This is a genomic window from Nocardia sp. NPDC004711 (assembly GCF_053601595.1).
The window spans coordinates 30925-55849 of sequence record NZ_JBSGCB010000021.1 but is presented as its reverse complement, the minus strand read 5'-3'; the positions used below and the strand labels follow the sequence as shown (position 1 = coordinate 55849).

22 protein-coding genes and 1 riboswitch are annotated in these 24925 nt (G+C 69.5%); of the genes, 8 read left to right on the top strand and 14 right to left on the bottom strand.

The features are described from left to right. Positions 1–41: 41 nt before the first annotated feature. Both ACWEKS_RS22290 and ACWEKS_RS22285 read left to right on the top strand, forming a co-directional pair. Entirely contained in the window at positions 42–1463 is a 1422-nt protein-coding gene (locus ACWEKS_RS22290; RefSeq protein ID WP_452341852.1) for an amidase, read from the top strand. 130 nt (positions 1464–1593) lie between these two features. After that, positions 1594–1947 carry a hypothetical protein gene (locus ACWEKS_RS22285; RefSeq protein ID WP_452341851.1) on the top strand — a complete coding sequence of 118 codons (354 nt, stop codon included), beginning with the start codon at positions 1594–1596 and terminating at the stop codon, positions 1945–1947. A 60-nt stretch (positions 1948–2007) separates the two neighbouring features. Here the strand turns inward: ACWEKS_RS22285 and ACWEKS_RS22280 are convergent, their stop codons facing one another. Next, positions 2008–2256: a hypothetical protein gene (locus ACWEKS_RS22280; RefSeq protein WP_452341850.1), complete on the bottom strand. Its 249-nt coding sequence runs from the start codon at positions 2254–2256 to the stop codon at positions 2008–2010. Positions 2257–2263: 7 nt separating this feature from the next. Further along, positions 2264–3748: a helix-turn-helix domain-containing protein gene (locus ACWEKS_RS22275; protein WP_452341849.1), complete on the bottom strand. Its 1485-nt coding sequence runs from the start codon at positions 3746–3748 to the stop codon at positions 2264–2266. A gap of 168 nt (positions 3749–3916) precedes the next feature. On the opposite strand from ACWEKS_RS22275, the gene ACWEKS_RS22270 reads away from it, so the two are divergent. Both ACWEKS_RS22270 and ACWEKS_RS22265 read left to right on the top strand, forming a co-directional pair. Further along, the gene (locus tag ACWEKS_RS22270) at positions 3917–4705 is read left to right on the top strand and encodes an FAD binding domain-containing protein (RefSeq protein WP_452341848.1); all 789 of its coding nucleotides are present in this window, start codon (positions 3917–3919) and stop codon (positions 4703–4705) included. After that, positions 4702–7488 (top strand): molybdopterin-dependent oxidoreductase, encoded by a 2787-nt coding sequence (locus tag ACWEKS_RS22265; protein ID WP_452341847.1) that lies wholly within the window; start codon positions 4702–4704, stop codon positions 7486–7488. Before ACWEKS_RS22270 ends, ACWEKS_RS22265 begins: the two co-directional genes overlap by 4 nt. Before the next feature lie 6 nt (positions 7489–7494). Here the strand turns inward: ACWEKS_RS22265 and ACWEKS_RS22260 are convergent, their stop codons facing one another. Beyond that, positions 7495–7920: a DUF6636 domain-containing protein gene (locus ACWEKS_RS22260; RefSeq protein WP_452341846.1), complete on the bottom strand. Its 426-nt coding sequence runs from the start codon at positions 7918–7920 to the stop codon at positions 7495–7497. 186 nt (positions 7921–8106) lie between these two features. Continuing rightward, positions 8107–8285, top strand: a riboswitch (M-box (ykoK) riboswitch). A 341-nt stretch (positions 8286–8626) separates the two neighbouring features. On the opposite strand from ACWEKS_RS22260, the gene ACWEKS_RS22255 reads away from it, so the two are divergent. Then, positions 8627–10399: an NRAMP family divalent metal transporter gene (locus tag ACWEKS_RS22255; protein WP_452341942.1), complete on the top strand. Its 1773-nt coding sequence runs from the start codon at positions 8627–8629 to the stop codon at positions 10397–10399. Positions 10400–10573: 174 nt separating this feature from the next. Here the strand turns inward: ACWEKS_RS22255 and ACWEKS_RS22250 are convergent, their stop codons facing one another. From ACWEKS_RS22250 to ACWEKS_RS22240, 3 genes are all read right to left on the bottom strand, one after another. Next, a complete protein-coding gene (locus ACWEKS_RS22250) occupies positions 10574–10849 on the bottom strand; it encodes a hypothetical protein (RefSeq protein ID WP_452341845.1) in 276 nt (91 codons plus the stop codon). 240 nt (positions 10850–11089) lie between these two features. After that, on the bottom strand, positions 11090–11998 hold the full coding sequence (locus ACWEKS_RS22245; RefSeq protein WP_452341844.1) for a LysR family transcriptional regulator: 909 nt from the start codon (positions 11996–11998) through the stop codon (positions 11090–11092). 46 nt (positions 11999–12044) lie between these two features. After that, entirely contained in the window at positions 12045–12599 is a 555-nt protein-coding gene (locus tag ACWEKS_RS22240; protein ID WP_452341843.1) for an HD domain-containing protein, read from the bottom strand. 185 nt (positions 12600–12784) lie between these two features. Between ACWEKS_RS22240 and ACWEKS_RS22235 the strand changes: the two genes are divergently transcribed. Further along, on the top strand, positions 12785–13552 hold the full coding sequence (locus tag ACWEKS_RS22235) for a glucose 1-dehydrogenase (RefSeq protein ID WP_452341842.1): 768 nt from the start codon (positions 12785–12787) through the stop codon (positions 13550–13552). 33 nt (positions 13553–13585) lie between these two features. On the opposite strand, the gene ACWEKS_RS22230 is transcribed toward ACWEKS_RS22235, so the two are convergent. The 8 genes from ACWEKS_RS22230 to ectB all read right to left on the bottom strand — a co-directional run bounded on the left by ACWEKS_RS22230 (position 13586) and on the right by ectB (position 23062). Then, a complete protein-coding gene (locus ACWEKS_RS22230) occupies positions 13586–15268 on the bottom strand; it encodes a bifunctional metallophosphatase/5'-nucleotidase (RefSeq protein WP_452341841.1) in 1683 nt (560 codons plus the stop codon). 73 nt (positions 15269–15341) lie between these two features. Then, positions 15342–15905 carry a response regulator transcription factor gene (locus ACWEKS_RS22225; RefSeq protein WP_452341840.1) on the bottom strand — a complete coding sequence of 188 codons (564 nt, stop codon included), beginning with the start codon at positions 15903–15905 and terminating at the stop codon, positions 15342–15344. Next, on the bottom strand, positions 15817–17244 hold the full coding sequence (locus tag ACWEKS_RS22220; RefSeq protein WP_452341839.1) for a hypothetical protein: 1428 nt from the start codon (positions 17242–17244) through the stop codon (positions 15817–15819). Before ACWEKS_RS22220 ends, ACWEKS_RS22225 begins: the two co-directional genes overlap by 89 nt. A 251-nt stretch (positions 17245–17495) precedes the next feature. Beyond that, positions 17496–18641, bottom strand: coding sequence for an LLM class flavin-dependent oxidoreductase (locus ACWEKS_RS22215; RefSeq protein WP_452341838.1), 1146 nt, complete (start codon positions 18639–18641; stop codon positions 17496–17498). Between the two features lie 10 nt (positions 18642–18651). Then, on the bottom strand, positions 18652–19647 hold the full coding sequence (locus tag ACWEKS_RS22210) for an ABC transporter substrate-binding protein (RefSeq protein WP_452341837.1): 996 nt from the start codon (positions 19645–19647) through the stop codon (positions 18652–18654). Next, a complete protein-coding gene (locus ACWEKS_RS22205; protein WP_452341836.1) occupies positions 19644–20447 on the bottom strand; it encodes an ABC transporter ATP-binding protein in 804 nt (267 codons plus the stop codon). The genes ACWEKS_RS22210 and ACWEKS_RS22205 overlap by 4 nt, the downstream gene beginning before the upstream one ends. Further along, positions 20420–21232: an ABC transporter permease gene (locus tag ACWEKS_RS22200; RefSeq protein WP_452341835.1), complete on the bottom strand. Its 813-nt coding sequence runs from the start codon at positions 21230–21232 to the stop codon at positions 20420–20422. Before ACWEKS_RS22200 ends, ACWEKS_RS22205 begins: the two co-directional genes overlap by 28 nt. A gap of 567 nt (positions 21233–21799) precedes the next feature. Beyond that, positions 21800–23062 (bottom strand): diaminobutyrate--2-oxoglutarate transaminase, encoded by a 1263-nt coding sequence (ectB, locus tag ACWEKS_RS22195; protein WP_452341834.1) that lies wholly within the window; start codon positions 23060–23062, stop codon positions 21800–21802. A gap of 209 nt (positions 23063–23271) precedes the next feature. On the opposite strand from ectB, the gene ACWEKS_RS22190 reads away from it, so the two are divergent. Both ACWEKS_RS22190 and ACWEKS_RS22185 read left to right on the top strand, forming a co-directional pair. Continuing rightward, on the top strand, positions 23272–24075 hold the full coding sequence (locus tag ACWEKS_RS22190) for an ABC transporter permease (RefSeq protein WP_452341833.1): 804 nt from the start codon (positions 23272–23274) through the stop codon (positions 24073–24075). Beyond that, a complete protein-coding gene (locus tag ACWEKS_RS22185; protein WP_452341832.1) occupies positions 24068–24883 on the top strand; it encodes an ABC transporter permease in 816 nt (271 codons plus the stop codon). The genes ACWEKS_RS22190 and ACWEKS_RS22185 overlap by 8 nt, the downstream gene beginning before the upstream one ends. Positions 24884–24925 lie beyond the last annotated feature (42 nt).

The window sequence follows — 24925 nt, the reverse complement described above, 5'->3', positions numbered from 1 at the left end:
CACCTGGGCAAAGTCTGTAAGTTCTTCTAGGCTTGCTCGGCATGACGTCCCTCCACGCCTTTCGCGACGATGCCCTCGGCGAACACGACGCGGTTGCCCTCGCCGACCTGGTCCGTGCCGGCGAGGTGAGCCCGCGGGAGCTCGCCGCCGCCGCCATCGACCGGGCCCGCGCGGTCGACCCCGAGCTGCACGCGGTCGCCTGCCCGCTCTACGACTCCCCGCGCTACGCCACCCGGCCCGGCAGCGCGCTGTACGGAGTCCCGACGTTCGTGAAGGACAACACCGATGTCGCGGGCCTGCCGACGAACCATGGCAGCGAAGCCTTCCGGGCCCGGCCCGCCGCGAAGGACGGGGCCTACACCCGCCAGTTCCTCGGCACCGGACTGACGCTGATCGGCAAGTCGCGCCTGCCGGAGTTCGGCTTCAACGCCTCCACCGAGTACATGACCGAGCCGGCCGCGCGGAACCCGTGGAGCCTGGCCCATTCGATCGGCGCGTCGTCCGGCGGGTCGGCCGCGCTCGTCGCCGCGGGCGTCGTCCCGATCGCGCACGCGAACGATGGCGGCGGATCCATTCGCATTCCGGCCGCGTGCGGCGGACTGGTCGGGCTCAAGCCGAGCCGCGGCCGGCACGTGGACGGTGAACAGGTGAAACACCTTCCCGTTCACATGATTTCCGAGGGCGTGGTCACCCGCACGGTCCGCGATACCGCGGCGTTCGTGGCCGCCGCCGAGGATGTGTGGCGCAATCCGAGGCTCGCACCGGTCGGGGCGGTACACGGCCCCGCCCGGCGCCGGCTGCGGGTGGGGCTGATCATGCACAGTGTGACCGGCGCCGAGGTCGACGTGCCCACCCGGGCGGCGGTCGAGCACACCGCACGCCTGCTGGAGCGGGCCGGTCACCTCGTGGAACCGATCACGCTACCGGTCACCGCGCAGTTCGCCGCCGACTTCGTGCAGTACTGGGCATTGCTCGCCGATCTCGCGGTCAGCACCGGGAAGATCATCCTGGACCGATCCTTCGACGCCGCCAAGGCCGACGGCCTCACCCGCGGCCTGCGCGACCATCACCGCCGCACCTTGCACCGCACCCCGGGTGCGCTGCGGCGACTACGCCGGGTGCCGGCCGCTTACGCCCGGATGTTCGCGCGGCACGAAGTGGTCGTCTCGCCGGTCCTCTCGCACACCACACCGGAGCTCGGATTCGTCTCGCCGACGGTTCCGTTCCCCGAATTGATCGAGCGGCTCACCGGTTACGTGGGCTATACACCGCTGAACAATATCGCCGGAACCCCCGCCATATCGCTACCCATGGGCTGCACCAGCGCGGGACTGCCGGTCGGCGTGCAGCTCTCCGGTGCGCACGGCGACGAACGGACCCTTATCGAACTGGCGTATCTCCTCGAATCCGAACAGCCTTTCCCGCGTATCCACCTCCCGACGGACGGCCAATTGCTGGGATGATTCCCGAAATGACGCCTGAGAATCGGGCATTCTCTCCGAAATTTCAGGACATTACTCGCACGTAGCCGCAACACCGGGTGCATTCTGGACTACAGGCAAGGAGTCTTCTCGGTTCGAGGGAGGTAGGGACATGGTCAGGGTGACGGCGGTCAAGCCGAACGGAGAGCACTGGCATCCGCATCCCGGTGACGCCATCGAGGATCCGGGCGAAGGCCCAGCTCTGGTGCTGTGCCTGCTCGCCATCGCATGCCTCGGCATGACACTCACTGCCGCCGCGTCCGGCTACCAGGGCTGGGCGATACTGGGCGCGATCGCGACCGCGGTGCTCATCGTCTCGGGTTTGCTGATGATCCGCTTCGAATATTTCCGCGAATTCAAGCGGGAGCAGCGTGCCGGGCGGCAGGGGCACAACCCTCTGGTCCGCGGGGAATGGCGTCCACGGCAGGTCAGTTCATGGCAGAAGCGGCGTGGAATCGAGTCGTGACCGGTCACCCGGCCACGACCCGGAACTGAACTACTGAATTACTGGACCGAAAAAGATCGGCTAGTCGGAGGTGACGGAAAGCAGGCCGAATCGGTTGACGGCGGCGTGATTGTGGCCGTCGGCGCTCGTGATGACCACCTCGGCGGGATTGGTCAGGGCAATGCAGCAGAAGAGCCCGTCATCCTGCTGGATGCCGAGCGACAGGAACCGGTGATTGTTGGCCCGCTGCCACTCGTCGAGAGCGGCGTAGAGCCCTCGCATGGTGGCATTTTCGAAGTAGACGACATTGTGCTTGTTGAGTTCGGACACCGACCGATCATGCACCGGCCGCCATCAGGGCGGCCCGCAGATCGATGCGATCGTCGAGGCGGGACAGGTCGCGCCCGGTCAGGCGTTCGATCCGTTCGATCCGATAGTGGACCGTATTGACGTGCAGATACAGGGCTTCGGCGGTGCGGGTCCAGGAGCCGTTGTGGTCGAGGAACGCGATCAGGGTGGCGCGCAGGGCCGCGTGCGAGTCGTCCGCTTCGAGCAGGGGACCCAGAACGCGGGTGCGATAGGCGTCGCGGATCGGCTCGGGAACACCGGCCAGGAGTTCGTGCAGGGTGGCCAGATCCTCGGCGGCGGTGACGCCGGAGCGCAGGGTGTGCGCGGCGCGGCGGGCATGGGTGGCGCGGATGCGGGCATCAGAAACGTCGGCGAGCCCGGCCGCGGTCGAGATACCCACGGCGAGAGTCGCATTCGGGTCGCAGGCGGTGACCGTGGGGTGGGCCGCGCGCAGGCGGTGGATCAGATCGGAACGGTCAGGGACGAGGGCGAGCGCCTGGTCGCCGTCGGTCGCGATCGGGGTCGGCGCGTCGCTCAGCTGGCCAACCAGCTCGCGCAGGGCGTCGGCGGCGGCCATGGGATCGCGGTGCGCGACGGTCGCGCACAGCATCCGGTACGGGCCGGGCTCGGCAGCGCCGAGCGAATCCACCTCCTTCACAACGGAACCCGCCTGCGGCGCGCTCATCCGGAGCACGAACTCCGTTGCGGCACGGTCGCGTTCGTCCCGCTCCGCCAGCGCCCGTTCGCGGTACCGGCCCAGCACATCGGCGATCTCGTGCACCAGTCGCGGCGGGGCGTGCGATCCGGCCGGTAGGTGCAGATACCACCGGTCGTAGGCGGAATCCGATTCCCCGACAGGATGATTCAACTCCGGCGCCCCGCGCAGTTCGCGCCGCACGGTCGCGGCGGTCGCCACCCGGGCCCCGTCCGATGCGGCCAGTACCCGCCCGGTCGCGGTGACCAGTGCGCAGGGCAGCCCACCGAGCTGTACGGCGATCGCGTCCAGCAGTGCCGCGGGCGCGGCCCCCTCGCGAACGAGCCGGTCCAGCTCGGCCCGGTCGGACAGCGAATGCTGTTCGGACGCACTGAGATCGCTCCAGCGGCGCAGATAGATGGCGTCGGTGATGGTCCGGAAGGTGATGTCGGCGGGCACGGCCAGCAGCGGTAGGCCCTGCTCCCGGCAGGCCGCCACGATATCGCCGGGCACGCCGCCGTGCCGCGCGGTCCCGGCGACCAGTGCGGCCGCCCCGGCCGCCCGCAGGGCCGCCACGAACCGGTCGGCCTTGCCGCGGCCGCCGCGCGCGGTCCACCACACCAGCCCGCTGAGCACGACCTCACCCGATTCCAGGTAGGAGGTCGGGTCCTGCAGATCGGTGGCGGTGACGCCGCTGACCTCCCGCCGCAGCGGCGCGGGCTCGCCGCACACCAGCTGCAGACCCAGCGCTTCCAACCGAAGCAGGTCATCCACCCGCATGAGCTGCTCCTAACGCATGTCCGCCCCCGACTGCCGATCTCGCATCGTAGAGGCGTTCGCAATCCGCACGGTCCTGGTCGATCAACCGAGAACTCGAGCGACGCTACCGGATTTTCCGTATGCCGCGGCCGATGGCAGGTCCCGGCCCGCGGATTTGAATCGGACGGCATGGACTTGAACACGGTGCTCGAGGTGTGCGATGCCCGCCACCACCGGAATTGGCAGGTGGGGGATGCCTGGCTCGGCGGTGGCACCTACCTGTTCTCGGAGCCGCAGCCGCAGCTGCGCCGCCTGGTCGACCTGAGCCGGACCGGCTGGACTCCCCTGCGCCGCCTGCCGGACGGCGGGCTGGAGATCGCCGCGACCTGCACGGTCGCCCAGCTCTTCCGGGGCACCGACCGTCCCCTGTTCCGCGAGTGCTGCCATGCCTTCCTCGCCTCGTTCAAGATCTGGAACATGGCAACCGTCGGCGGGAACCTGTGCAATTCGCTCCCGGCCGGTCCGCTCATCTCCCTCACCGCGGCCCTGGACGGCGTGTGCCTGCTGCGCTCGCGCACCGGCGCCGAGCGGCGACTGCCGGTCGCGGACTTCGTGACCGGCGCCGGAGCCAATGCGCTGCGGCCGGGCGAGCTACTGCGTTCGGTGACCCTGCCCGCCGCGGCGCTGGCCCGCCGCACGGCCTTCCGGCAGGCCTCGCTCTACGGTCTCGGACGGTCCGCCGCTCTGATCATCGGTACCGCCGACAGCCAGGGCGCGCTGCGCCTGACCATCACGGCGTCGACCACGCGCCCGTTCCGGGTCTACTTCCCGCAGCCGCCCACCCGCAACGGGCTGGCCGCGGCCATCGAGCGCACCGTGCCCGGCGACGCCTGGTTCGACGACATTCACGGGCTGCCGGAGTGGCGCAGGCACATGACTTTCCGCCTGGCGGAGGAAATTCGCGAGGAACTGGCATGAGTTTCGAAATCCAGGTCAACGGCGAGACTTTCGACGCGCAGCCGCGCCCGGGTCAATGCCTGCGCACCTATCTGCGCGAGCAGGGCTGGTTCGGGGTGAAGAAGGGCTGCGACGCGGGCGACTGCGGCGCGTGCACGGTGCACGTCGACGGCGCGCCGGTGCACAGCTGCCTCTTCCCGGCGTTCCGCGCCGAGGGCCGGGCGGTCACCACGGTCGAGGGACTGGCCCGTGACGGCGAGCTGCATCCGGTGCAGCAGCGCTTTCTGGCTGCCCAGGGCTTCCAATGTGGTTTCTGCACAGCGGGCTTCCTCATGACGACCGCCGCCCTCGACGACGAGCAGCGCGCCGATCTGCCGCGCGCGCTCAAGGGCAACCTGTGCCGCTGCACCGGATACCGCGCGATCGAGGACGCCGTGCGCGGTGTCCGCCACATCGAGGATGCGGCGGCGGGCGCGGCCGTGGGCAGCAATCTCGGCGCGCCTGCGGGCCCGCAGGTGGTCACCGGGACCGCGCGCTACACCTTCGACATCGAGGTGCCCGGGCTGCTGCACATGAAGCTGCTGCGGTCGCCGCACGCGCATGCCCGGATCATGGATATCGATGTGTCCGAGGCGCTTTCGGTGCCGGGCGTCGCGGCGGTCCTCACGCATCGCGACGCGCCCGACCGCCACTATTCGAGCGCCCGCCACGAGCATCCCGAGGAGGATCCGGACGACACCCGGGTGCTCGACGATGTGGTCCGCTATGTCGGCCAGCGGGTGGCGGCGGTCGTCGCCGACAGCGAGGCCGCCGCGGAGGAGGGCTGCCGTCGCATCCGCGTCGACTATCGGGTGCTGCCGTCGGTGCTCGATCCCGAGGCAGCCATGCGCCCGGGTGCGCCGATCGTGCACGACAAGGACGCCGCGACGGCCCGTATCGCCCGGCCCGAGAGCAATGTGGTCGGCGAGGTGCACGGCGAGATCGGTGATGTCGCAGCCGGTTTCGCCGAAGCGGCGGTGGTATACGAACAGACCTTCCGGACCCAGCGCGTCCAGCACGCCAGCCTGGAGACGCACGGTGCGGTGGCGTGGTTCGACGACGACGGCCGCCTCACCGTCCGCTCCAGCACCCAGACCCCGTTCCTGACCCGCCGCGCCCTGTGCGCGCTCTACGATCTGCCGCTCGACCGGGTCCGGGTGGTGGCGGGCCGGGTCGGCGGCGGTTTCGGCGGCAAGCAGGAGATGCTGGTCGAGGACATCGTGGTGCTGGCGGCCCTGCGGTTGCGGCGGCCGGTGAAGCTGGAATACACACGCGCGGAACAGTTCTACGGTGCGACCACCCGGCATCCGTTCACGGTGCACATCAAGGCGGGCGCCCGCGCGGACGGCCGGTTGTCGGCCCTGCAGGCGCGGGTGGTCTCCAATACCGGCGCGTACGGAAACCACGGTCCGGCAGTGCTGTTCCATGCCGTCGGTGAGTCGATGGCGGTGTACCGCTGCCCGAACAAGAAGGTCGACGGATATTCGGTCTACACCAATACCGTTCCGGCCGGGGCCTTCCGGGGCTACGGGCTCGGGCAGGTGGTGTTCGCCATGGAGTCGGTGATGGACGAGCTGGCCCGCCGGGTCGACCTCGACCCGCTGGTGTTCCGCGAGCGCAATATGATCGGCCCCGGCGAGCCCATGGTGACCCCCGGCGGCCACGAGGAGGATCTGCACATCGCCAGCTACGGCCTGGACCAGTGCTTCGGCATCATCCGCCGGGCCCTGGCCGAACCGTTCCCACCGGCCCCGCCGGGCTGGCTGACCGGCAGCGGCACCGCCCTGTCCATGATCGCCACCGGACCACCCGGCGGCCACTACGCCGATGCCCGGATCACATTGCTGCCCAATGGTTGCTACGACCTGGCGGTGGGCACCGCGGAATTCGGCAACGGCACCACGACCGTGCACCGGCAGATCGCGGCGCAGGAGTTGGCCACCGTCCCCGACCGCATCGCCATCCGCCAGTCCGATACCGATGTGGTCCGCCACGACACGGGCGCGTTCGGGTCCACCGGCACCGTGGTGGCGGGCAAGGCGGTGCTGGACGCGGCGCACAAGCTCGCCGCCGCGTTGTGTGCCACCGCCGCAACACATCTCGGCGTTGCCGCCGAGGACTGCGAGCTCGGCGCGGACTCGGTGCGCTGCGGCAATCGCGATATCTCCCTGCAGGCGCTGCACACGTTGTCGGCCGAGTCCGGGGAATCCCTTGCCGCAGACGGTCATTGGGGCGGCACGCCCCGCTCGGTCGCCTTCAATGCGCAGCTGTTCCAGGTGGCGGTCGACCCCGATACCGGCGAACTGCGCATCCTGCGCAGCGTGCACGCCGCCGACGCCGGCCGGGTGATCAACCCGATGCAGTGCCGCGGCCAGGTGGAAGGCGGTGTCGCCCAGGCGCTCGGCGCGACCCTGTTCGAGAATGTCCGCCTCGACGAGCACGGCGCGGTCACCACCGTGGCCTTCCGCCGCTACCGTCTGCCCGCCTTCGCCGATGTGCCCCGCACCGAGGTCACCTTCATGCGTACCTCGGACGAGATCGGCCCGCTGGGCGCGAAGTCCATGAGCGAGAACCCCTTCAACCCGGTGGCCCCCGCCCTGGCCAATGCCCTCCGCGACGCCACCGGCATCCGCTTCACGGACCTGCCGCTCACCCGGGACCGCGTCTGGCAGGCCCTGCACCATCGGCGGACCCGCCTCCCGGTCCGCGCGGCCACGCCCAGCTGCGCCGAATTGGCCCTGCTCACCGACTATCGAAAGCCGTAGGGCCCGTCAGTCGATGGTGTAGGCCTGGCGGGAGAGGCGGAAGCCGTGGCCCGCCCCGGCGCATTCGACGTAGTCGGTGGTGCTCAGGCAGGTGAGGCCGCCGACGGTGACGTTCGTCCCGTAGTCGAGGACCGCCGCGGTGGATTCGACCAGACGGTCGCCGTGGCAGTGGAAGTCGACGACGCCGGTGCTCTCCAGGACCAAGCGGTCGCCGTACTGGAGGTGGCAGTTCTCCGGCCGGGGCGGGGTGGCGTAGTCGTGCTGGGAGATCTCGCAGGCCGCGGTGGTCGCGGAGACGAGGCAGCCGATGTTTCCCGACGGCGTGCGGAACTGCACGAAGTCGGGCGGTGCCGCCTGGGCGATCGCCGGGCCCAGCGTGGACACGGCGATCAGGGCGGCGGCCGCGGTCAGGACACGGATCGGAAATTGCATGTCGACTCCCCGGTTCGGCAGGTTTACCGGTTGATCGTCGCCACCGCCGGATGCGATAACGGACCGGGTGGCCATGAAGGTTTGCCACGGAGTTGCCATGGCCGGATCGGTTGGGGCACAAGAGATTACGAGGAACCGACCGGCCCGGATTTGACAAGCGGAACGACCGGGCTCACCATTGCCCAGTCAGCACCTCGCTAGGCGAGGCTCCTGTACGAACACAGGCCACTGATCCGACGACGTCGAGAGACGCCCAGGGTTAGGACAGATCACCCCGGATTAAGGGGTGATCCGAAGTGGCTTCCCGGGTCGCGAGCCCCCGGATACGTCGTGCAGTGCCGAAGCTCTGACGAGAGGGGTGCAGGGTCCGCGCCGTCGCGCGAAGCCCAGATCCCTCCTGCTGTGCGCGATGCGACACCCGATGTAGTGACGTCCACGTACGTCCCGGCGGCAAGGAGGTGAGGGACGAACAATGAGTTCCGGCGATAGTCCGTATCCGAGTACGGATTTCACTCTTCAGACGTCCCCGGCTTGCCGCATTCCGGTCACCGGCTGACCCGTTTCCCGCACAGGCGTGCCCGGCGTTCCACCGCCGGTCGGTAGCCCGCGCGTGCCCCGGGCCGGTCGATCCGTGCCCGAACTCGCTCGGCGGCCGGGCGTATTCCGCACGCCCGCACACCTGATGATCGAAAGCGAGGGACAGGCCATGGCCTTCTTCGCGAACGGCTCCAGCCGCCGCACCTCCACCGTCGCCGTGCCCGCCGCAGCCGGCCGGCCCGCCGCCGACGTCCATCCCACCGGCGCCGTCATGGACAGCGCGCACGTCGGCGATATCGTCGGCGCGCTCGGCTCCATCGGCCGGCACGACACCCTCGAAGGCCGTTCCCGCCGCCAGCGTTTCCGCATGCTGCTGGCCATTATCGGGCCCGGCCTGATCGTCATGGTCGGCGACAACGATGCCGGTGGCGTGGCCACCTACGCGCAGGCCGGACAGAACTACGGCATGGCGCTGGTCTGGACCCTGGTGCTGCTGATCCCGGTGCTCTACGTGAACCAGGAGATGGTGGTCCGTCTCGGCGCGGTCGCCGGAGTCGGCCACGCGCGCTTGATCTTCGACCGCTTCGGCAAGTTCTGGGGCGCGTTCAGCGTCGGCGACCTGTTCATCGTGAACGCGCTCACCATCGTCACCGAGTTCATCGGTGTCTCCATGGCGCTCAACTACTTCGGGCTGCCCAAGGGCGTCGCCGTGCCGCTGGCCGCGGTCGCGCTGTTCGCCATGGTGGCCGGCGGTTCGTTCCGGCGCTGGGAGCGGTTCCTGTTCGGACTGATCGCGCTGAACATCGTCATGTTCCCGCTGGCATTCCTGGTGCACCCCAAGGCATCCCAGGTCGCGCACGGATTCCTGCCGTCCTTCCCGGGCGGGCTGAACTCGACGCTGCTACTGCTGATCGTGTCCATCGTGGGCACCACGGTCGCGCCGTGGCAGCTGTTCTTCCAGCAGTCCAATATCGTCGACAAGCGCATCACTCCCCGCTGGATCCGCTACGAGCGCATCGACCTGTGGATCGGCATCGTCGTGGTCATGGTCGGCGCGGTCGCCATCATGGCGGCGACCACCTTCGGCCTCGCGGGCACGGCCGCGGCCGGCAGCTTCACCGATGCCGGGGCCGTCGCCCACGCGCTGCACGACCACGTGGGCACCACCGCCGGCGCGCTCTTCGCCATCCTGCTGCTGGACGCCTCGCTCATCGGCGCCAATGCCGTCGGCCTGGCCACCACCTACGCCCTCGGCGACACCCTGGGCCGGCGGCACTCGCTGCACTGGAAGGTCTCCGAGGCGCCGGCCTTCTATCTCGGATACGCGGCGCTGCTCGGCGTCGCCGCCGCGGTGTCGTTCAGCCCCGATCACGTGCTGGGCCTGCTGACCCAGGGGGTGCAGGCGCTGGCCGGGGTGCTGCTGCCCTCGGCGACGGTGTTCCTGGTCCTGCTCTGCAATGACAAGGCCGTGCTCGGCCCGTGGGTGAACACGGTCAGGCAGAACATTGTCGCCGGGGTCATCGTCTGGTCGCTGGTGCTGCTGTCGCTCGCGCTGACCGCGGCCACCTTCTTCCCGGACCTGACCACCACGACCCTCGAAATCGGCTTCGGCGCGGGCGCGCTGGTCGGCGTCCTGGGCGGGGCGGGCATGCTCATCGCCTGGCAGCGCGGCCGGCGTCGCCGGGCCGAGCGGACCGCGGCCGAGCTCGGCGGACTGGATCCGGATCAGGTGGAGGAGCTGGACTCCACTCGCCTCACCAAGGCCGAACGCAAGGCCATTCTGGAGGCGGACCGCGACACCTGGCGCACCCCCGCGCTCGACACCCTGGCGCGACCGGCGTTCTCCACGGCGCGCACGGTGGGCATGTTCGCCCTGCGCGGCTACCTGCTGCTCGCGGTGATCCTGGTGGGCGTCAAGATCTTCCAGTCCATCGGCGGCTGATCAACCACGGCGCGGCCGCAGTTCCTGGACATCGTCACCGATGTGCTTGGGCTGCGGCCGTTTTCGATGAAGCTCACGTTTTCGATGAAGCTCAGCAGTGTGCGGGATGAAATCGGACGGCACCACACAGGTTTGGACGAATCCGGTTCGGGGAATACCCGGGGTGCACGACCGTCAGAGATTGTCGAGATCGGGAATGGGGGGCAGAACCGGCTCTGGCCACTCCTCCAGGGTTGCCACCTGCAGGTGGATGAAGGCTGCGATGCGGTGCCGGGCCGAGGACGGGAGTCGCGCGATATCGGCCGGGCTCAGGACGTGTGCGCCGAAGGAGTGGGGCTGTGGCGCTTCGGGGTCAGGCGATTCGGGAACAACCTCTAGCTTTGGCCGCGAAGCAGTGGCCGGAATGTGTGGCTCATCCGGGTCTGCGGTAGCGGCGGCGGTTCGCACCATGCCGTGACCATAACCCTTTGATAACGCCCACGGGGAGGCGTTGGCGCACTTGTGTCTTCGGGCTGCGAATTCAGCGAAGACATTGTAATGGCGAGAGGAATGTGCAGGCAGCGACGGCCCTTCGGAAATTCGGTGGGCCTGCGCCGGAACACTATGGTGATGGGCGTCACTCTGTCAACACTTCGGACAAAACCCCCCCCGGAATGGCGCGCAACTCCCCCGAAGACTCCCGCGGGCGATTCAGAGTGGGCGGCACGCAATGGCATACAAATCGCGCGCCGGACCGGTCGGCTTCTGTCCGATCGGCCATACCGCACGCAGCTGTCTTTCCAGATCCAGACCGGTCACCGTGGGCGACATCAGGATCCCCTCGGCCAGTTCGGTGGCCACCGCCAGGGAACTCAGCACGGCCGGCGCGATGCCGTCGGCGACGGCGGTCTTGATCGCAGTGGTCGAGGACAGCTCCAGCGCGACATTCGGCTCCCAGCCCGGCATTCCGGCGGTCATGGCACGCTCGAAGGAGTTCCGGGTGCCCGATCCGGGTTCGCGATAGATGAGCGGGCTGCGCGCCAGTTCGGCCGCGTCGATCTCGGCCCGGCGGGCCCAGGGGTGACCGGGCGCGACCACCACGACCAGCCGATCCCGGCCCACCACATGGCTTTCCAGTTCGGTCGGCAGGCGCGGGCTCTCCACGAACCCGATTCCGGCCCGGCCCTCGAGCACCGCCTTGGCAACCTCTGCCGAATTGCCCGATTCCAGGGCGATGGAGGTGTCCGGCATCCGGGCGCGCAGGCCCACCAGCCACTTCGGGAACAGGTACTCCGCGACGGTCTGGCTGGCCGCCACCCGCAGCCGCGAATCCCGCTGCGCGCGCAGGCTGTCGATCCCGGCGTCCAGCCGGGCGGCCGCATCCACGACAGTGCGCGCCCATTCGGCGATGAGCGAGCCCGCCGCCGTCGGCCGCGAGCCGAGCGTCGTCCGCTCCAGCACCGGCACGCCCACCAGCTGCTCGAGGTAGCGGATGCGCGAGCTGGCGGAGGGCTGACTGATGCCGTGCGCCTTGGCCGCCCGGCCGAGACTGCCCAGCTCGATCACCGACAGCAGCAGATCGAGGGCGGCCAGATCGGGGACGCGCGGGGACAACGGCACAGAGCGAGTCTATGCAGGCCGCCCGGCCGTGCCCGGCGACCCGCGGTCAGCGGGCGGCGGCCACCCGCTCGACCACCGGCCGCCAGGTCTCGAGGGGATGGACGGTCAGGCCGACCACCTTGCCCGCGTCGTCGGCGCGCCGCAGCGCGACGGCCGCGGCGAAATCGGGATCGCGCTCGAAGGCCGTGATCTCCCCGGGCGCCATGAGACCGCCCTGCGCGATCAGGGTGCGCCGGCTCGACGGCGAAAGCGCCTCGGCGTGTACCGAATCCGTGGCCGCCAGATACCGCTTGGCCACCACGTGCAGTTCGACCAGCCGCGCGACCCGTGCGCCGAGCAGGGCCCGGACCGCGTCGCCGCCGTGGACTCCGTGTCCCGCGTCGTCACCGGGCACCAGCACGTGCCCGATGTCGTGCACCAGCCCGGCCACCTGAAGTTCCTCATCGCCGGGAAAGTCCCGGCGCAGGAGCTCGGCGCACTGCCGGTCGTGGTCGAGGATGTCGACCGGATCGCCGCTGCGGTCGGGCATGTCCCAGGCGTCGGCGCAGCCGGCCAGCAGGGTCATGAGTTCGTCGACGGTGCCGAGGGGCGCGCGGTTCACGCCCGCACCCTACGGGAATACCCGCACCGACACCCGGGTTGAATTAGTTGATATATCAACTATATGGATTCGGGTGTGCCGCCGAGCCGATTCGGAACGCATCGGACACTATTCAGCGAACCAACTGTGTGGCCGGCGAACGGATCACCACGCCTGTGCGCCGGTTCCTCTGGAAGGAGCCTCCCATGCACGATCTGAGCGGCAAGACGATTCTCATCACCGGCGCGGCGCGGGGCATCGGCGCCGCGGCCGCCCGGCAGGCGGTCGGGGCCGGGGCGAATGTCGTGATCGCCGACGTGCTCGGCGAGGAGGGCAAGGCGCTCACGGCCGAATTGGGCTCGCGCGCCGCCTATCAGCACCTCGACGTCACCTCCGAGCTCGACTGGACCACCGCGCTGGCCGCGGCCTGCGACGCCTTCGGCGGCAGCGTGCACGGCCTGGTGAACAATGCCGGCATCTCGACCGGGGAACTGCTGGCCGATGAATCGGTAGAGCACTTCCGCAAGGTCATCGACATCAATCTGGTCGGCGTCTTCCTGGGCATGCGGACCTTCATGCCCGCGCTCAAGCAGGCGGGCGGTGGCTCGATCGTCAATATCTCCTCCGCCGCCGGGCTCATGGGCCTGGCCCTGACCGGCAGCTACGGCGCCTCCAAGTGGGCGGTGCGCGGCATGACCAAGGTGGCCGCCATCGAGAACGGCATCGACCGGATTCGAGTGAACTCCGTGCACCCGGGCATGACCTACACCCCGATGACCGCACAGGTCGGCATCCAGCAGGGTGAGGGCGGCTATCCCAATACCCCGATGGGCCGGGTCGGCGAGGCCGATGAGATCGCCTCGGCCATCGTCTTCCTGCTCTCGGACGCGTCCTCGTACGTCACCGGCGCGGAACTCGCGGTGGACGGCGGCTGGACCGCCGGGCCGACGGTGAAATACGTGATGGGCCAGTAGCACTCCAAGGCTCCCGATCGAGGAGTTCCGGCGCTAGTGCTTCTCGATGCGGCTCGCGGGCGGGGTGACCGCCCCGCGGCCGCGCAGGTAGGTCTCCAGGGCGTCGAGATCGATGGGGCCGACCAGGGTTTCGCGGCTCTGCTGGAACACGGTGAAGCCGTCGCCCCCGGCGGCCAGGAAGTTGTTGGTCGAAACCCGGTAGACCGCTACGGGATTCAGCGGCTGTCCGGCCACCCGGACGCTGTCGTCGACCACCTTGTGTCCCTTGGGCGCGCTGCCGGAGTAGGTGTAGGTGATGCCCGCGACCGACAGCACGCCGGGCTTGCTGACATTATCCCATTGCTGCTCCAGCAGATTCAGGATCTGCTGTCCGGTCAGCGCCACCGCCACCACCTGATTGCCGAAGGGCTGCACGGTGTATGCCTGCTCATAGGTGATGTTGCCGCCGGTCAGCCCCGCACGCACCCCGCCCGGATTCATGAAGGCCGCCACGGCCTGCACGGTGGTCATGGCGTCGAGCATGGCGTCGGCGATGACATCGCCGAGCGGGGAATCCCCGGCCGGAGCGGGCTCGGCGGGCACCGGCGCGGTGGCCTGGCCGATCACCCGATCGGCCAGCGGTTTCGCTTGTCCGGCAAAGTAATCCACCAGCTGGGCGGCGGCGGGCGCGGGCGTGACATCACGGGTGACGACCCGGTTGACGGCCTTCGCCTCGACCTTGCCGTCGTGGAAGCGCAGGGTGACGTCGGTGACGAGGCGGCCGAAGGAGGCGGCCTGGGTGACCACCTTGCCGTCCAGTGTGCAGTTGTAGGCCTGGTGGCTGTGCGCGGTGAGCAGCACCGACACCGCGGCATCGGTGCGGTGGGCGAGTGCCTGGACGTCGGGTGAGATGCCGGCGCAGCCGTTGTAATCGACCGGGCCGCCGTGGGTTTGCTGGGCGCCGCCGTCGTGTAGCAGCGCCACCACGGTTTCCGCACCCGCGGATTTCATCTCGGGCACGTACTTGCCGATGGCGTCGGCCTCGTCGCCGAAGCGGTAGCCGCGAATGCCCTCGGGCGTGACGATGTGCTCGGTGTCGGTGGTGACGACGCCGATGATGCCGATCTTGTGGCCGCCCAGTTCGAGCATGGTCCACGCCTTCAGCCCGGGCGGCAGCTGACCGTTGCCGTCGGTGACATTGGCGGCCAGGTACGGGAACTTCGCCCCGGTGAACGGCTCGCCCGGCGTGCAGCCATCGGCGGCGCATCCGCCCTGCTGGAGTCGGCGCAATTCGGCGACGCCGTGGTCGAATTCGTGATTGCCGACCGCCGAGGCCGCGACACCCACCGAGTTCAGGAAGTCGATGGTCGGCTCGTCGTGGAACAGCGAGGAAACGAGCGGGCTGGCCCCGATATTGTCGCCGGCCGACAGGATGGCGCTGTCCGGGTAGGCCGCCTTCAGCCGCGCCAGGTGCGCGGCCAGGTACGCCGCGCCCCCGGCGTTGTACGTCCCCACTTTGCCGTTGGAGCCGTCCGGCGGTTGCAGATTCCCGTGCAGGTCGTTGATCCCGAACAGGTGTACTTCACCCGGTTGCGCCTTGGGCAGGTCGCCGGTCGACACCAGCGGCACCGCGGTCGAGGTGGCGGGGGCCGGGTTGTCCGCACCGCCGCAGCCCGCCACCAGGCCCAGACTCAGTACCGCTGCGCACAGTCCCAGAACACGCCGCCGACCGTTCATACCTGTCGACTGTGTCAGACGCGGTCGACGGTCGCACTACGACAGGGTGAATTCCGGCGCCTCCGAGCCCTGTTCATCGAGGCCGCGGTCCAGCCTGTGCGCCCGGGCCACGGTCGGCGTGAGTCACCCAGGCCACGATCTGCGCGCGATTGGTGAAGCCGAGTTTGGTGAGGATGTGCTGCACATGGTTCTGCGCGGTGCGCTCGGACAGCACCAGGGCGGTGGCGATCTCGCGATTGCTCAGCCCCGCGGCGACCAGCTGGGCCACCTCCCGCTCACGTGGGGACAGCACCGCCCGTGCGGACGCCTCGGCGGCCAGGCTCCGCAGACGGTCCGTCCACGGCGGCATGCCGATCGACTCGGCCTGCGGCAGCGCGGCTTTCGCCAGTGCCAGCGCCTCCTCGGTCGCCCCGCGCGCCAGCAGCACCGCGGCCAGATCAGTGCTCGCCTCGACCACGAAACCCTGGGCGCCGATGTCCCGGCAGATCTCCAGCGCGGTCCGCAGCTCGTGTTCCGCGGCTGCCGAATCACCCAGTGCGGCGGCGAATTTACCGAGCCAGAGCGGCACCGGGCCGAAGCAGAGCCGGCCCCACAGCTCGGTGCCGGGCCGCCGCGACCGCACTCCGATGTCGATCATCCGCGTCGCCAGCCGCACCCGTTCGGCCAGATCCTCCGGCCCGGTACAGGCAGCGATCGGCCAATGCCAGTGCCCGCGAGCTGGTCTCGCCGATCTCGTCCCACCGGCCCAGATACGACGCGGCCTCGGTCGCGCGGGCGAGCAGCCGAGCCCGCAGCGATTCCGGCAACCGTCCGGAAGGGCAGTCCGCCACGGATCGCGCGTCGAAATCCACAGCGCCGAACAGACTCCCCGCACCACCGGCCAGTGCCGGATTGCTGCCGCCCCGCTCGGCCGTGGTCTCGTCCGCCTGGTAGCCGTCTCCGAGTGAGGCTTCCGCCGTCAGCGCCTCGAGGCACCACTCGTGAATGTCCCTGTCCCACAGATGGTTTTCCACCGGCTCCAGGATCAGGGCGCGCTCGGCGAGTAGGTGCCCGTCGCCGGTGCGGCGGGCCAGTTCACCGGCGGCCAGGCAGTCGGCGCGGGCGGGCTCGAGGTTCCCGGCACGGAAGTGGGCGGTGGCGCGGGTCAGCAGGAGGCGGCCGCGATCGGCGGGCGGGCCGCCGGTCGTGTGGTCGAGGGCGACGGTGTAGAGCCGGGCGGCTTCCTCGAAAGCCAGGTCGCGCAGGGCATTGTCGCCCGCGCGGCGGGCCCACCACAGGGCGGGCGCGCGGTCGCCGGCCAGCGCGGATTCGGCGTAGTGGCGGGCCAGGGCGGCGGCGTGCTGGTCGAGGGCGTCGGGATACAGCTCCTCGATGGCGCGGGCGGCGCGCGCGTGCAGCAGCACCCGCTGCTGCAGGGGCAGCCCGTCGTGCAGGGCCGCGCGCACCAGGGCGTGCGTGAATCGCACTGTCCCGCCCGGTGATTCGAGCACGAGCAGGCCGGAGGCGACGGCGGCGTCCAGCGCGGGGAGGCATTCCAGCGCCGGGCGGCCGATCAGCCGCGCGGCGATCGCGACGGGGAAGGCGTCATCGAGGATGGCGGCCGCCCGCAACAGTTCCTGGGCGCGGGGTGGCACGGTGGCGAGGCGGCCGCGGACCACTTCCCGCAATGTGGCGGGCAGGCGCAGCTCGTCGCCGGCGGCGCCGCGCAGGCCCCGCCCGAGTTCCCGCAGATAGAAGGGGTTTCCACCGCTCATCCGGTAAGCGGCGGCGGTAATGCGGTCGGGCACGGCGCGTTCGGCCGCCGCGCTCAGGCAGACGGCGGAGCTGCCGTGGGACAGCCCGGTCAGGTCCAGGACATCGGTCACCGGTTCCCGCAGCAGTTCCGGCGCCACGGCCCGCCAGCCCGCCTCGGCGTCAGCGGAGGTGTCACGGGCGTTGGCGCACACCAGGATTCGCTGCTCGCGCCAGCCGCGCACGATGTGCCGCAGCGCCAGCAGCGAGGCTGGTCGGCCCAGTGGATGTCGTCGAGCACCAGCAGAACGGGCTCGTCCCCGATGATGTGGATATAGGACATGGTCTCCTCCTCTCGGAGTCACCCGCGGTGGGTGCTGCCCGAAGCGTAGGAAGGACTGTCCCGCTGCCGCTTCCGCCGAATTACTCACGGCATGTACTCACCGGCCGCCGCGCCCTCGGGGTGCGGCGGCGGCCGGGCCCGGCTACTTCGGGTCTAGCTGCTGGACGCGCTGGCGAACGGAGTCGAGACGGGAAGGGACGGGCGGCGGATCGGGTGCTGCCACAGGCCCTTTCGCTCCAGGATCGGCAGCACGCCTTCGCCGAACCAGTAGGCCTCCTCCAGATGCGGGTAGCCGGAGAGCACGAAGTGGGAGATGCCGGCCTTCGAGTATTCGACGAGGCGTTCGGCCACCTCCGCGTGCGAGCCGACCAGCGCGGTGCCCGCGCCACCGCGCACCAGTCCCACCCCCGCCCACAGGTTCGGTGCGATCTCGAGCCGGTCGGTGCTGCCGTTATGCAGCTCCGACATCCGGCGCTGCCCCTCGGATTCGCTCTTGGCCAGGGCGTTCTGGACGCGCTCGATATCGGCCGGGTCGATCCCGGCCAGCAGCTTGTCGGCCACCGCCCACGCCTCCTCGGAGGTGTCGCGGGTGATGACGTGGATACGCAGGCCGTAGTCCAGCTTGCGGCCGTGGTCCACGGCCAGCCCGCGGATCCAGTCGAGCTTGCGGCTGACCGCCAGCACCGGTTCACCCCAGATGAGATAGGTGTCGGCGTACCGGGCCGCGACGGGTCCCGCCGGGGCCGAGGAGCCGCCGAAGAACACCGGCGGCACCGGATCGGGCCGATTGCTCAACAGCGCGTTCTCGACGTGAATGTGCTCGCCGCGGAACGTGACCGGCTCGTGCGAGTTCCACAGCGACCGCACCACATCCAGGAACTCTCCCGTCCGGGCGTACCTGGCCTCCTTGTCGGCGAAGTCGCCGTAGGCCGCCTGCTCCAGCGGTTCGCCGCCGGTCACCACATTGAGGAAGAGCCGTCCCGCGGAATGCCGCTGGAAGGTGCCCGCCATCTGCGCGGCCAGGGTGGGGCTCATCAGGCCCGGGCGCAGGGCCACCAGGAATTTCAGCGTCTCGGTGGTCTCGACCAGCATGGCGGTGGTGAGCCAGGCGTCCTCGCACCAGGAGCCGGTGGGGGTGAGCACGGCCTCGAAGCCGTTGGTCTCGGCGGCCGCGGCGATCTGGTTCAGGTAGTGCAGCGAGGCCGGGCGGTCACCCGACATCGGGGTGCCGTGCCCGCCGGCCACCAGGCCGCGGGAGTCGCCGGAGGTGGGCAGGAACCAGTGGAACGACAAGCTCATGCGGGGACTCCTAGGAGGTGAATCGGTCGTTGTAGCGGGTGTCGATGAAGTCGGCGATCCGGACCTTGCCCGGAATCAGCTTGGCGTCGGAGAAACCGTCGGCCACTTGCTGTTCCGCGGCGATCGTCGCGTCATCGAGCGGGTGATCCTGGTAGTTGGCGCGGTTCACGGCCAGGAGCGTGACGTCGTAGGGCACCCCGGTGATGGCGGCCGACTGTTTGGCCCAGCCCTCGCGGTGGCCGGTGATCCACCCGTGCGCACGCTGGATACGCACCAGCAGGTCCCGGACCGCGGCCGCATTCGCCTTGTTCTGCAACGTCTTCGAACCCGTGACGAAGAAGCTGTCCGGCTTCACGTAGCCGGTGCCGTCCACCAGCACCCGATTACCGCTCAGTTCGGACTGGGCCACATAGGGATCCCAGACCGTCCAGGCGTCCACCCGCCCGGTGGACAGCGCGGCGAGCGCGTCGGCGGGTTGCAGGTACTGCGGCTCGATATCGGAGAAGGTGAGCCCGGCCTTGGTCAGCACCGACAGCAGGTGGTAGTGCGCGGAGCTGCCCTTGGTGACCGCGATCTTCTTGCCGCGCAGGTCCTTCGGATCCTTGATCGACGAGTCCTTGGGCACCACCAGACCGTTCCCGGCCGCCCCGGAGTCGTAGGACCCGATGATTTTGATCTGGGACTTGGCCGCCGCCGCGAACACCGGCGGGGCGTCGCCGACGCCGCCGAAGTCGATGGATCCGGCATTGATGGCCTCGAGCAGGGGCGGTCCGGCGGTGAAGGTGGACCATTCGACCTTGTACGGAAGTCCCTTGCCCTCGCCGGAGACCTCCAGCAGGGCTTGCAGCGCAAGACCTTTCTGATCGCCGATGTGCAGGGTCACCTGTGACAGGTCCACCGATCCGTCCGCGTTCACGCCCTTGGTGTCGTCATTGCCGGACGAGCACGCCGCGCTGACGAGGGCCGTGGCGACCGCCAGGGCGGCGAACAGGCGCTTGGATCTCATTCGGTGGTTCCTTCCGGGGTGACACCCAGCTCGGCGAGCAATGCCGTACGCAGGGCCAGGAATTCGGGATGCTCGCGCCGGCGCGGGCGCGGCAGGTCGATGGGGATCTCGCGGGCGATGCGGCCGCCGTCGAGCACCAGGGCACGATCGGCCAGCAGCACCGCCTCGTCCACGTCGTGGGTGACCAGCAGCACGCCGGGCCGGTGCCGCGCCCACAGGTCCAGCACCAGGCCGTGAATCGTGATGCGGGTCAGGGCATCCAGGGCGCTGAAGGGTTCGTCGAGCAGCAGCAGATCCGGCTCCCGGACCAGGGCGCGGGCCAGTGAGGCGCGCTGCGCCTCACCGCCGGAGAGGGTCAGCGGCCAGGCCTCGCCGCGCGCCCCCAGGCCCACCTCGGCCAGCGCGGCTGCGGCGGCAGCCCTGGGGTTTTCGAGACGCAGTCCGAGAGTCACGTTGTCGCGTACGCGTTTCCACGGCACCAGGCGCGGTTCCTGGAAGGCGACCGCGACCTCGCCGGACACGGTGAGCTCGCCGCCCGTCTCGTCGTCCAGGCCCGCCAGCGCCCGCAGCAGGGTGGATTTGCCGGAGCCGCTGCGCCCGAGCAGGGCCACGAACTCGCCGGGGCGGATGTCGAGATCCAGTCCGTGCAGGACCCGGCGTTCGCCGAAGTCCTTGACCAGACCGCGAATTCGCACCACCGGGGAATCGGCCGCGGCCGGGGCCGCCGCCGGCTCCTCCAGTTCGGCCAGCGTCGCCGCGATCACCGAATCGGTCAGGGTGCCAGGAAGCCGCGTCGCCATGACAGCGCTCTCCTCTCGATGGAACGAACGAGCGCGTCGGTGAGCAGCCCGAGCACGCTGTAGACGAGCAGGCCGACCACGATCACGTCGGTACGCAGGAACTCGCGGGCGTCGTTGATCATGAAACCCAGACCCGCGTCGGCATTGACCTGCTCGGCGACAATGAGCGCCAGCCAGGCCACGCCCAGCGACTGACGCAGGCCGACCAGTGTCTGCGGCAGCGCGCCCGGCAGCACGATGTGCCGGATCAGGCCCGCCCGGCTCAGCCGCTGCACGCGGGCCAGCTCGGCCAGCTTGCCGTCCACGCCGCGGATACCCGCGAAGGTGTTGAGGTACAGGGGAATCGCCACCCCGAAGGCGACCAGCACGATCTTGGGCAGCTCCCCGATCCCGAACCACAGGATGAACAGCGGGATCAGGCCGTAGAACGGCAGCGTCCGCAGCATCTGCATCAGCGGGTCGACCAGGTACTCCCCGGCCCGGCTCAGCCCGGCCAGCAGGGCCAGCCCGATGCCGGCCGCCGCGCCGATGACGAAGCCCAGCGCGGCTCGCTGCAGCGATACCGACACGGCCTTGGTGAGCGTGCCGTCCTTGATCAGGTCGACGGCCGTCTGCACGACGGTCACCGGGGAGGCGAGCAGCCGCTCGGGCAGCGCACCGGTCGAGCTGGCGAGCTGCCAGACCACCACCAGCAGCACCGGCGCGACGAAGCGCGCCAGCACGGAGACGCTCGGCAGGCGTGGCCGGCCGGTAATGGGCCTGGCCTGCACGGCAATTGCGGACACGACAGCACCTCGGGCGAACGGGGACGGGGACGGTGGCGGCCGCGGGCCTTCGTCCGCCACACCCCGACCCTGCCGGTCCGGCCCCGCCCGGTCACCGGTTGTAATCCGCGTGATTCTGGGCTTGCTCCCGCCCCAGCTGCCACAATGAATCCTCGACGAGGAGCCGAGGACGAAAATGAGCAGTCCTGATCATCCGCTCACCGTTGGATCCCGATTCGGGCCGTACCGGCTCGACCGGCTGATCGGGCGCCGGAACGGCCGAAGCCGCGGCGCGATCCGCGTCCGGCCGAGCCGTGTGCGGTCCGGACCATGCACCGGGCGAGATGGCGGCGGAATCGGGCGCAACGGATCTCGGCTCCGAGGCCGCAGCGCACACCGGTGGGCGGAGCCCGCGCCGGATGGCGGCCGACAACAGCCGAGTATCCCGGCAAACTCACCCAAGAACGACGCGGCCCTGCTCGCCCGGTTCCAGCAGCACTTCACGACATAGAAATAGGTGGTGCCGGGTTCCCTCCGCAGCTGGGAACCCGGCACCGGGTCGGCACCGGTGTGGGCGGTGGCCGACGTCTAGTGGCCGTCGCGGACGATCTCCACGGCGCGGGTGAGAATGCCCAGGCCGTGGGTGATCTCGTCATCGCTGACGGTCAGGGGTGGGAGCAGCTTCACGACTTCGTCGTTGGCGCCGGAGGTTTCGACCAGCAGGCCGTGTTCGAAGGCGACCTGGCAGACCTTCTCGGCCTGCGAGGCGTCCTCGAAGACCAGACCGTGCACCAGGCCGCGGCCGCGGGTGGAGATGCCCGTGAAGGATTCGGTCAGCGCGACCAGGTGCTCGTGCACGCGCGCACCCTTGGCCAGGGTGGCGAGCTGCAGGCGGTCGTCGGACCAGTAGTGGCGCAGCGCGACCTCGGCGGTGACGAAGGCGGCGTTGTTGCCGCGGAAGGTGCCGTTGTGCTCACCGGGCGCCCACTGGTCCAGGTCCCGGCGCATGAGCACCAGCGCCATGGGCAGGCCGTAGCCGCCGATCGACTTCGAGAGCGCGACGATATCGGGGGTGATGCCCGCGACCTCGAAGGAGAAGAACGGGCCGGTGCGGCCGCAACCCATCTGCACGTCGTCGACGATGAGCAGAATGCCACGGGCCGAGCACAATTCGGACAGCTGCCGCAGCCATTCGGCGCGGGCCACATTGATCCCGCCCTCGCCCTGCACGGTCTCGACGATGACCGCGGCGGGCTTGTCCAGCCCCGACGAGCTGTCGTCGAGGGCGCGGCGCATCCACGAGAAGTCCTCGGGCTCATCCAGATAGCCGTCGTAAGGCATCGGGGCGGTGTGCACCAGCGGGACGCCCGCGCCGGCGCGCTTGGCGGCATTGCCGGTGACCGACAGCGCGCCCAGCGTCATGCCGTGGAAGGCGTTGGTGAAGTTCAGGACGGTGGTGCGGCCGGTGACCTTGCGCGCCAGCTTGAGTGCGGCCTCGACGGCATTGGCTCCCGTCGGGCCGGGGAACTGGACCTTGTAGTCCAGCCCGCGCGGGACGAGTACCAGATCGCGCATGGCCTCGAGCAGCCGGCGCTTGGCGACGGTGGACATGTCCAGGGCGTGGGTGATGCCGTCGCCGAGCAGGTAGTCGATCAGCGCCTGCTTGAGCAGCGGGTTGTTGTGGCCGTAGTTGAGCGCGCCCGCACCGGCGAAGAAGTCGAGGTACTCCTTGCCGTTCTCGTCGGTGATCCAGGCGCCGCTGGCGGTGTCGAACACCGTCGGCCAGGAACGGCAGTAACCACGCACATTGGATTCGAGAGCCTCGAAAACGTCCGTGTCGGCAATGGTCATCAGCGGTCCTAGCGTCGCAACTAAGTGAAACGCTGATGTTTCTATCACAGGAACCGGGCCGTGAAGCCATTTTTCCGCGAATCGGACGCGGATGCTCCGCGCGTGACGCACACCGCAACAAACCGGCATCGAGCATAACTCTGTCCTGCGCGAGGGGGCCACGCAACTCCATTGCAGGACAACGACCGCACCCGTAGTGTCAACCTCTTGTGCGCAGCGACGTGGGGGTCTACCGGCAGCTGGTCAAGGCAGGGTTTCGCAGGCAATCGCACTACCGGCTCGCCATGCTGGCGGGCCTGCTCACCAATCTCGTGTTCGGCTTCGTGCGGGCGGCCGTGCTCATGACGGCCGTGCGCGTGAACAGCGGATTCGGCGGCTACGACCGCGGGACCATCGGCGCCTACATCTGGCTGTCACAGGGATTGCTGGGCGCCATCGCCTTCTGGACGCTGCCCGACATCGTGGAGCGCATCCGCACCGGGGACGTCGCCATCGACTTCCTGCGGCCGATCGACATCCAATTCGCGCACCTGGCCGAATATCTGGGCCGGGCGGCGTTCTCTCTGCTACCGCGCGGCATACCCAGCATTCTCGTCGGCCTGCTCACCTTCGGGCTCGCGTTCCCGGATACACCGGGACCGTACGTGCTGGGCGCTCTCAGCCTGCTGCTGGCCATGACGCTGTCGTTCCTGTCCATGTTCGCGGTCAGCCTGGCCGGGTTCTGGCTCATCGAGACCCGCGGGCTGCGCGCTCTGCACATGATCCTGGGCACCTTCCTGGCCGGGCTGTTCGCGCCGGTGCACCTGTTTCCGGGCTGGTTGCGCGAGATTGCCTACGCCACACCCTTCCCGTCCATGCTGCAGTGGCCCATCGATGTGCTGTCCGGTCGCACTGCGGGCAGGGATGCGGTGGAAATCGTTGTCGTGCAATGCTTCTGGTTGGCCGTACTGGTGAGCGCCGGGCAGCTGCTACTGCGGGCCGGGCGCCGCAAACTGGAGGTGCAGGGTGGGTGAGGCACGTCCCTCCCGGCTGACGTCCTACCGTGCGGTGCTGGGTTCGCGGGTGCGCGCGCAACGCGCCTATCCGCTGTCCTTCGCCGCGGATGTGGTGAGCGCCTTCCTGATCGGGCTGGTGGAGTTCGCCGAAATGTGGGTGATCTTCCACAATGTGCCCCGGCTGGGCGGGCTGGACCTGAACGCCATGCTGCTGCTGTTCGGCATGAGCAATACCTGTTTCGCCGTCGCCGACATGGTGGTCGGGCACGCCGACACGCTCCCCACCTACATCCGGATGGGCAAGCTGGACGCCTTCTACCTGCGGCCACAACCCCTGCTGCTGCAGCTCATGACCAGCGATATCCAGCTGCGCCGGGTGGCACGCATCGCGGTGGCCGCCACCGTGCTGTCATTCGGCCTGGCACGCAACGACATCCAGTGGACCCCCGCGCACCTGGTGCTGTTCGCCGTCACGGTGCTGTCCGGAATCGCCATCTTCGCCGGGCTCTTCGTGTGCGCGGCCGGGGCGCAGTTCTTCCTCATCGACGGCGCGGAGCTGACCAATGCTTTCACCTATGGCGGGTCGTACGCGTCCATGCAACCCACCTCGGTGTTCCCGGCACCGATGAAACTGGTGTTCGGATTTCTGGTTCCGGTCGCCTTCACCTCGTATCTGCCCGCCATCGCGCTGCTCGGGCTGCCCGGGCCCGCCCTGCTGCCGAGCTGGCTGGCCTGGGCGGCGCCGGTGGCGGCGGCGTGGGTGTGGGCGGCCGCGCTGTTCCTGTGGCGACTCGGGACCACGCACTATCAAGGAGGCGGCGGGTGAACGGTGCCATCATCGATATCGAGGGCCTGACAAGGACTTTCG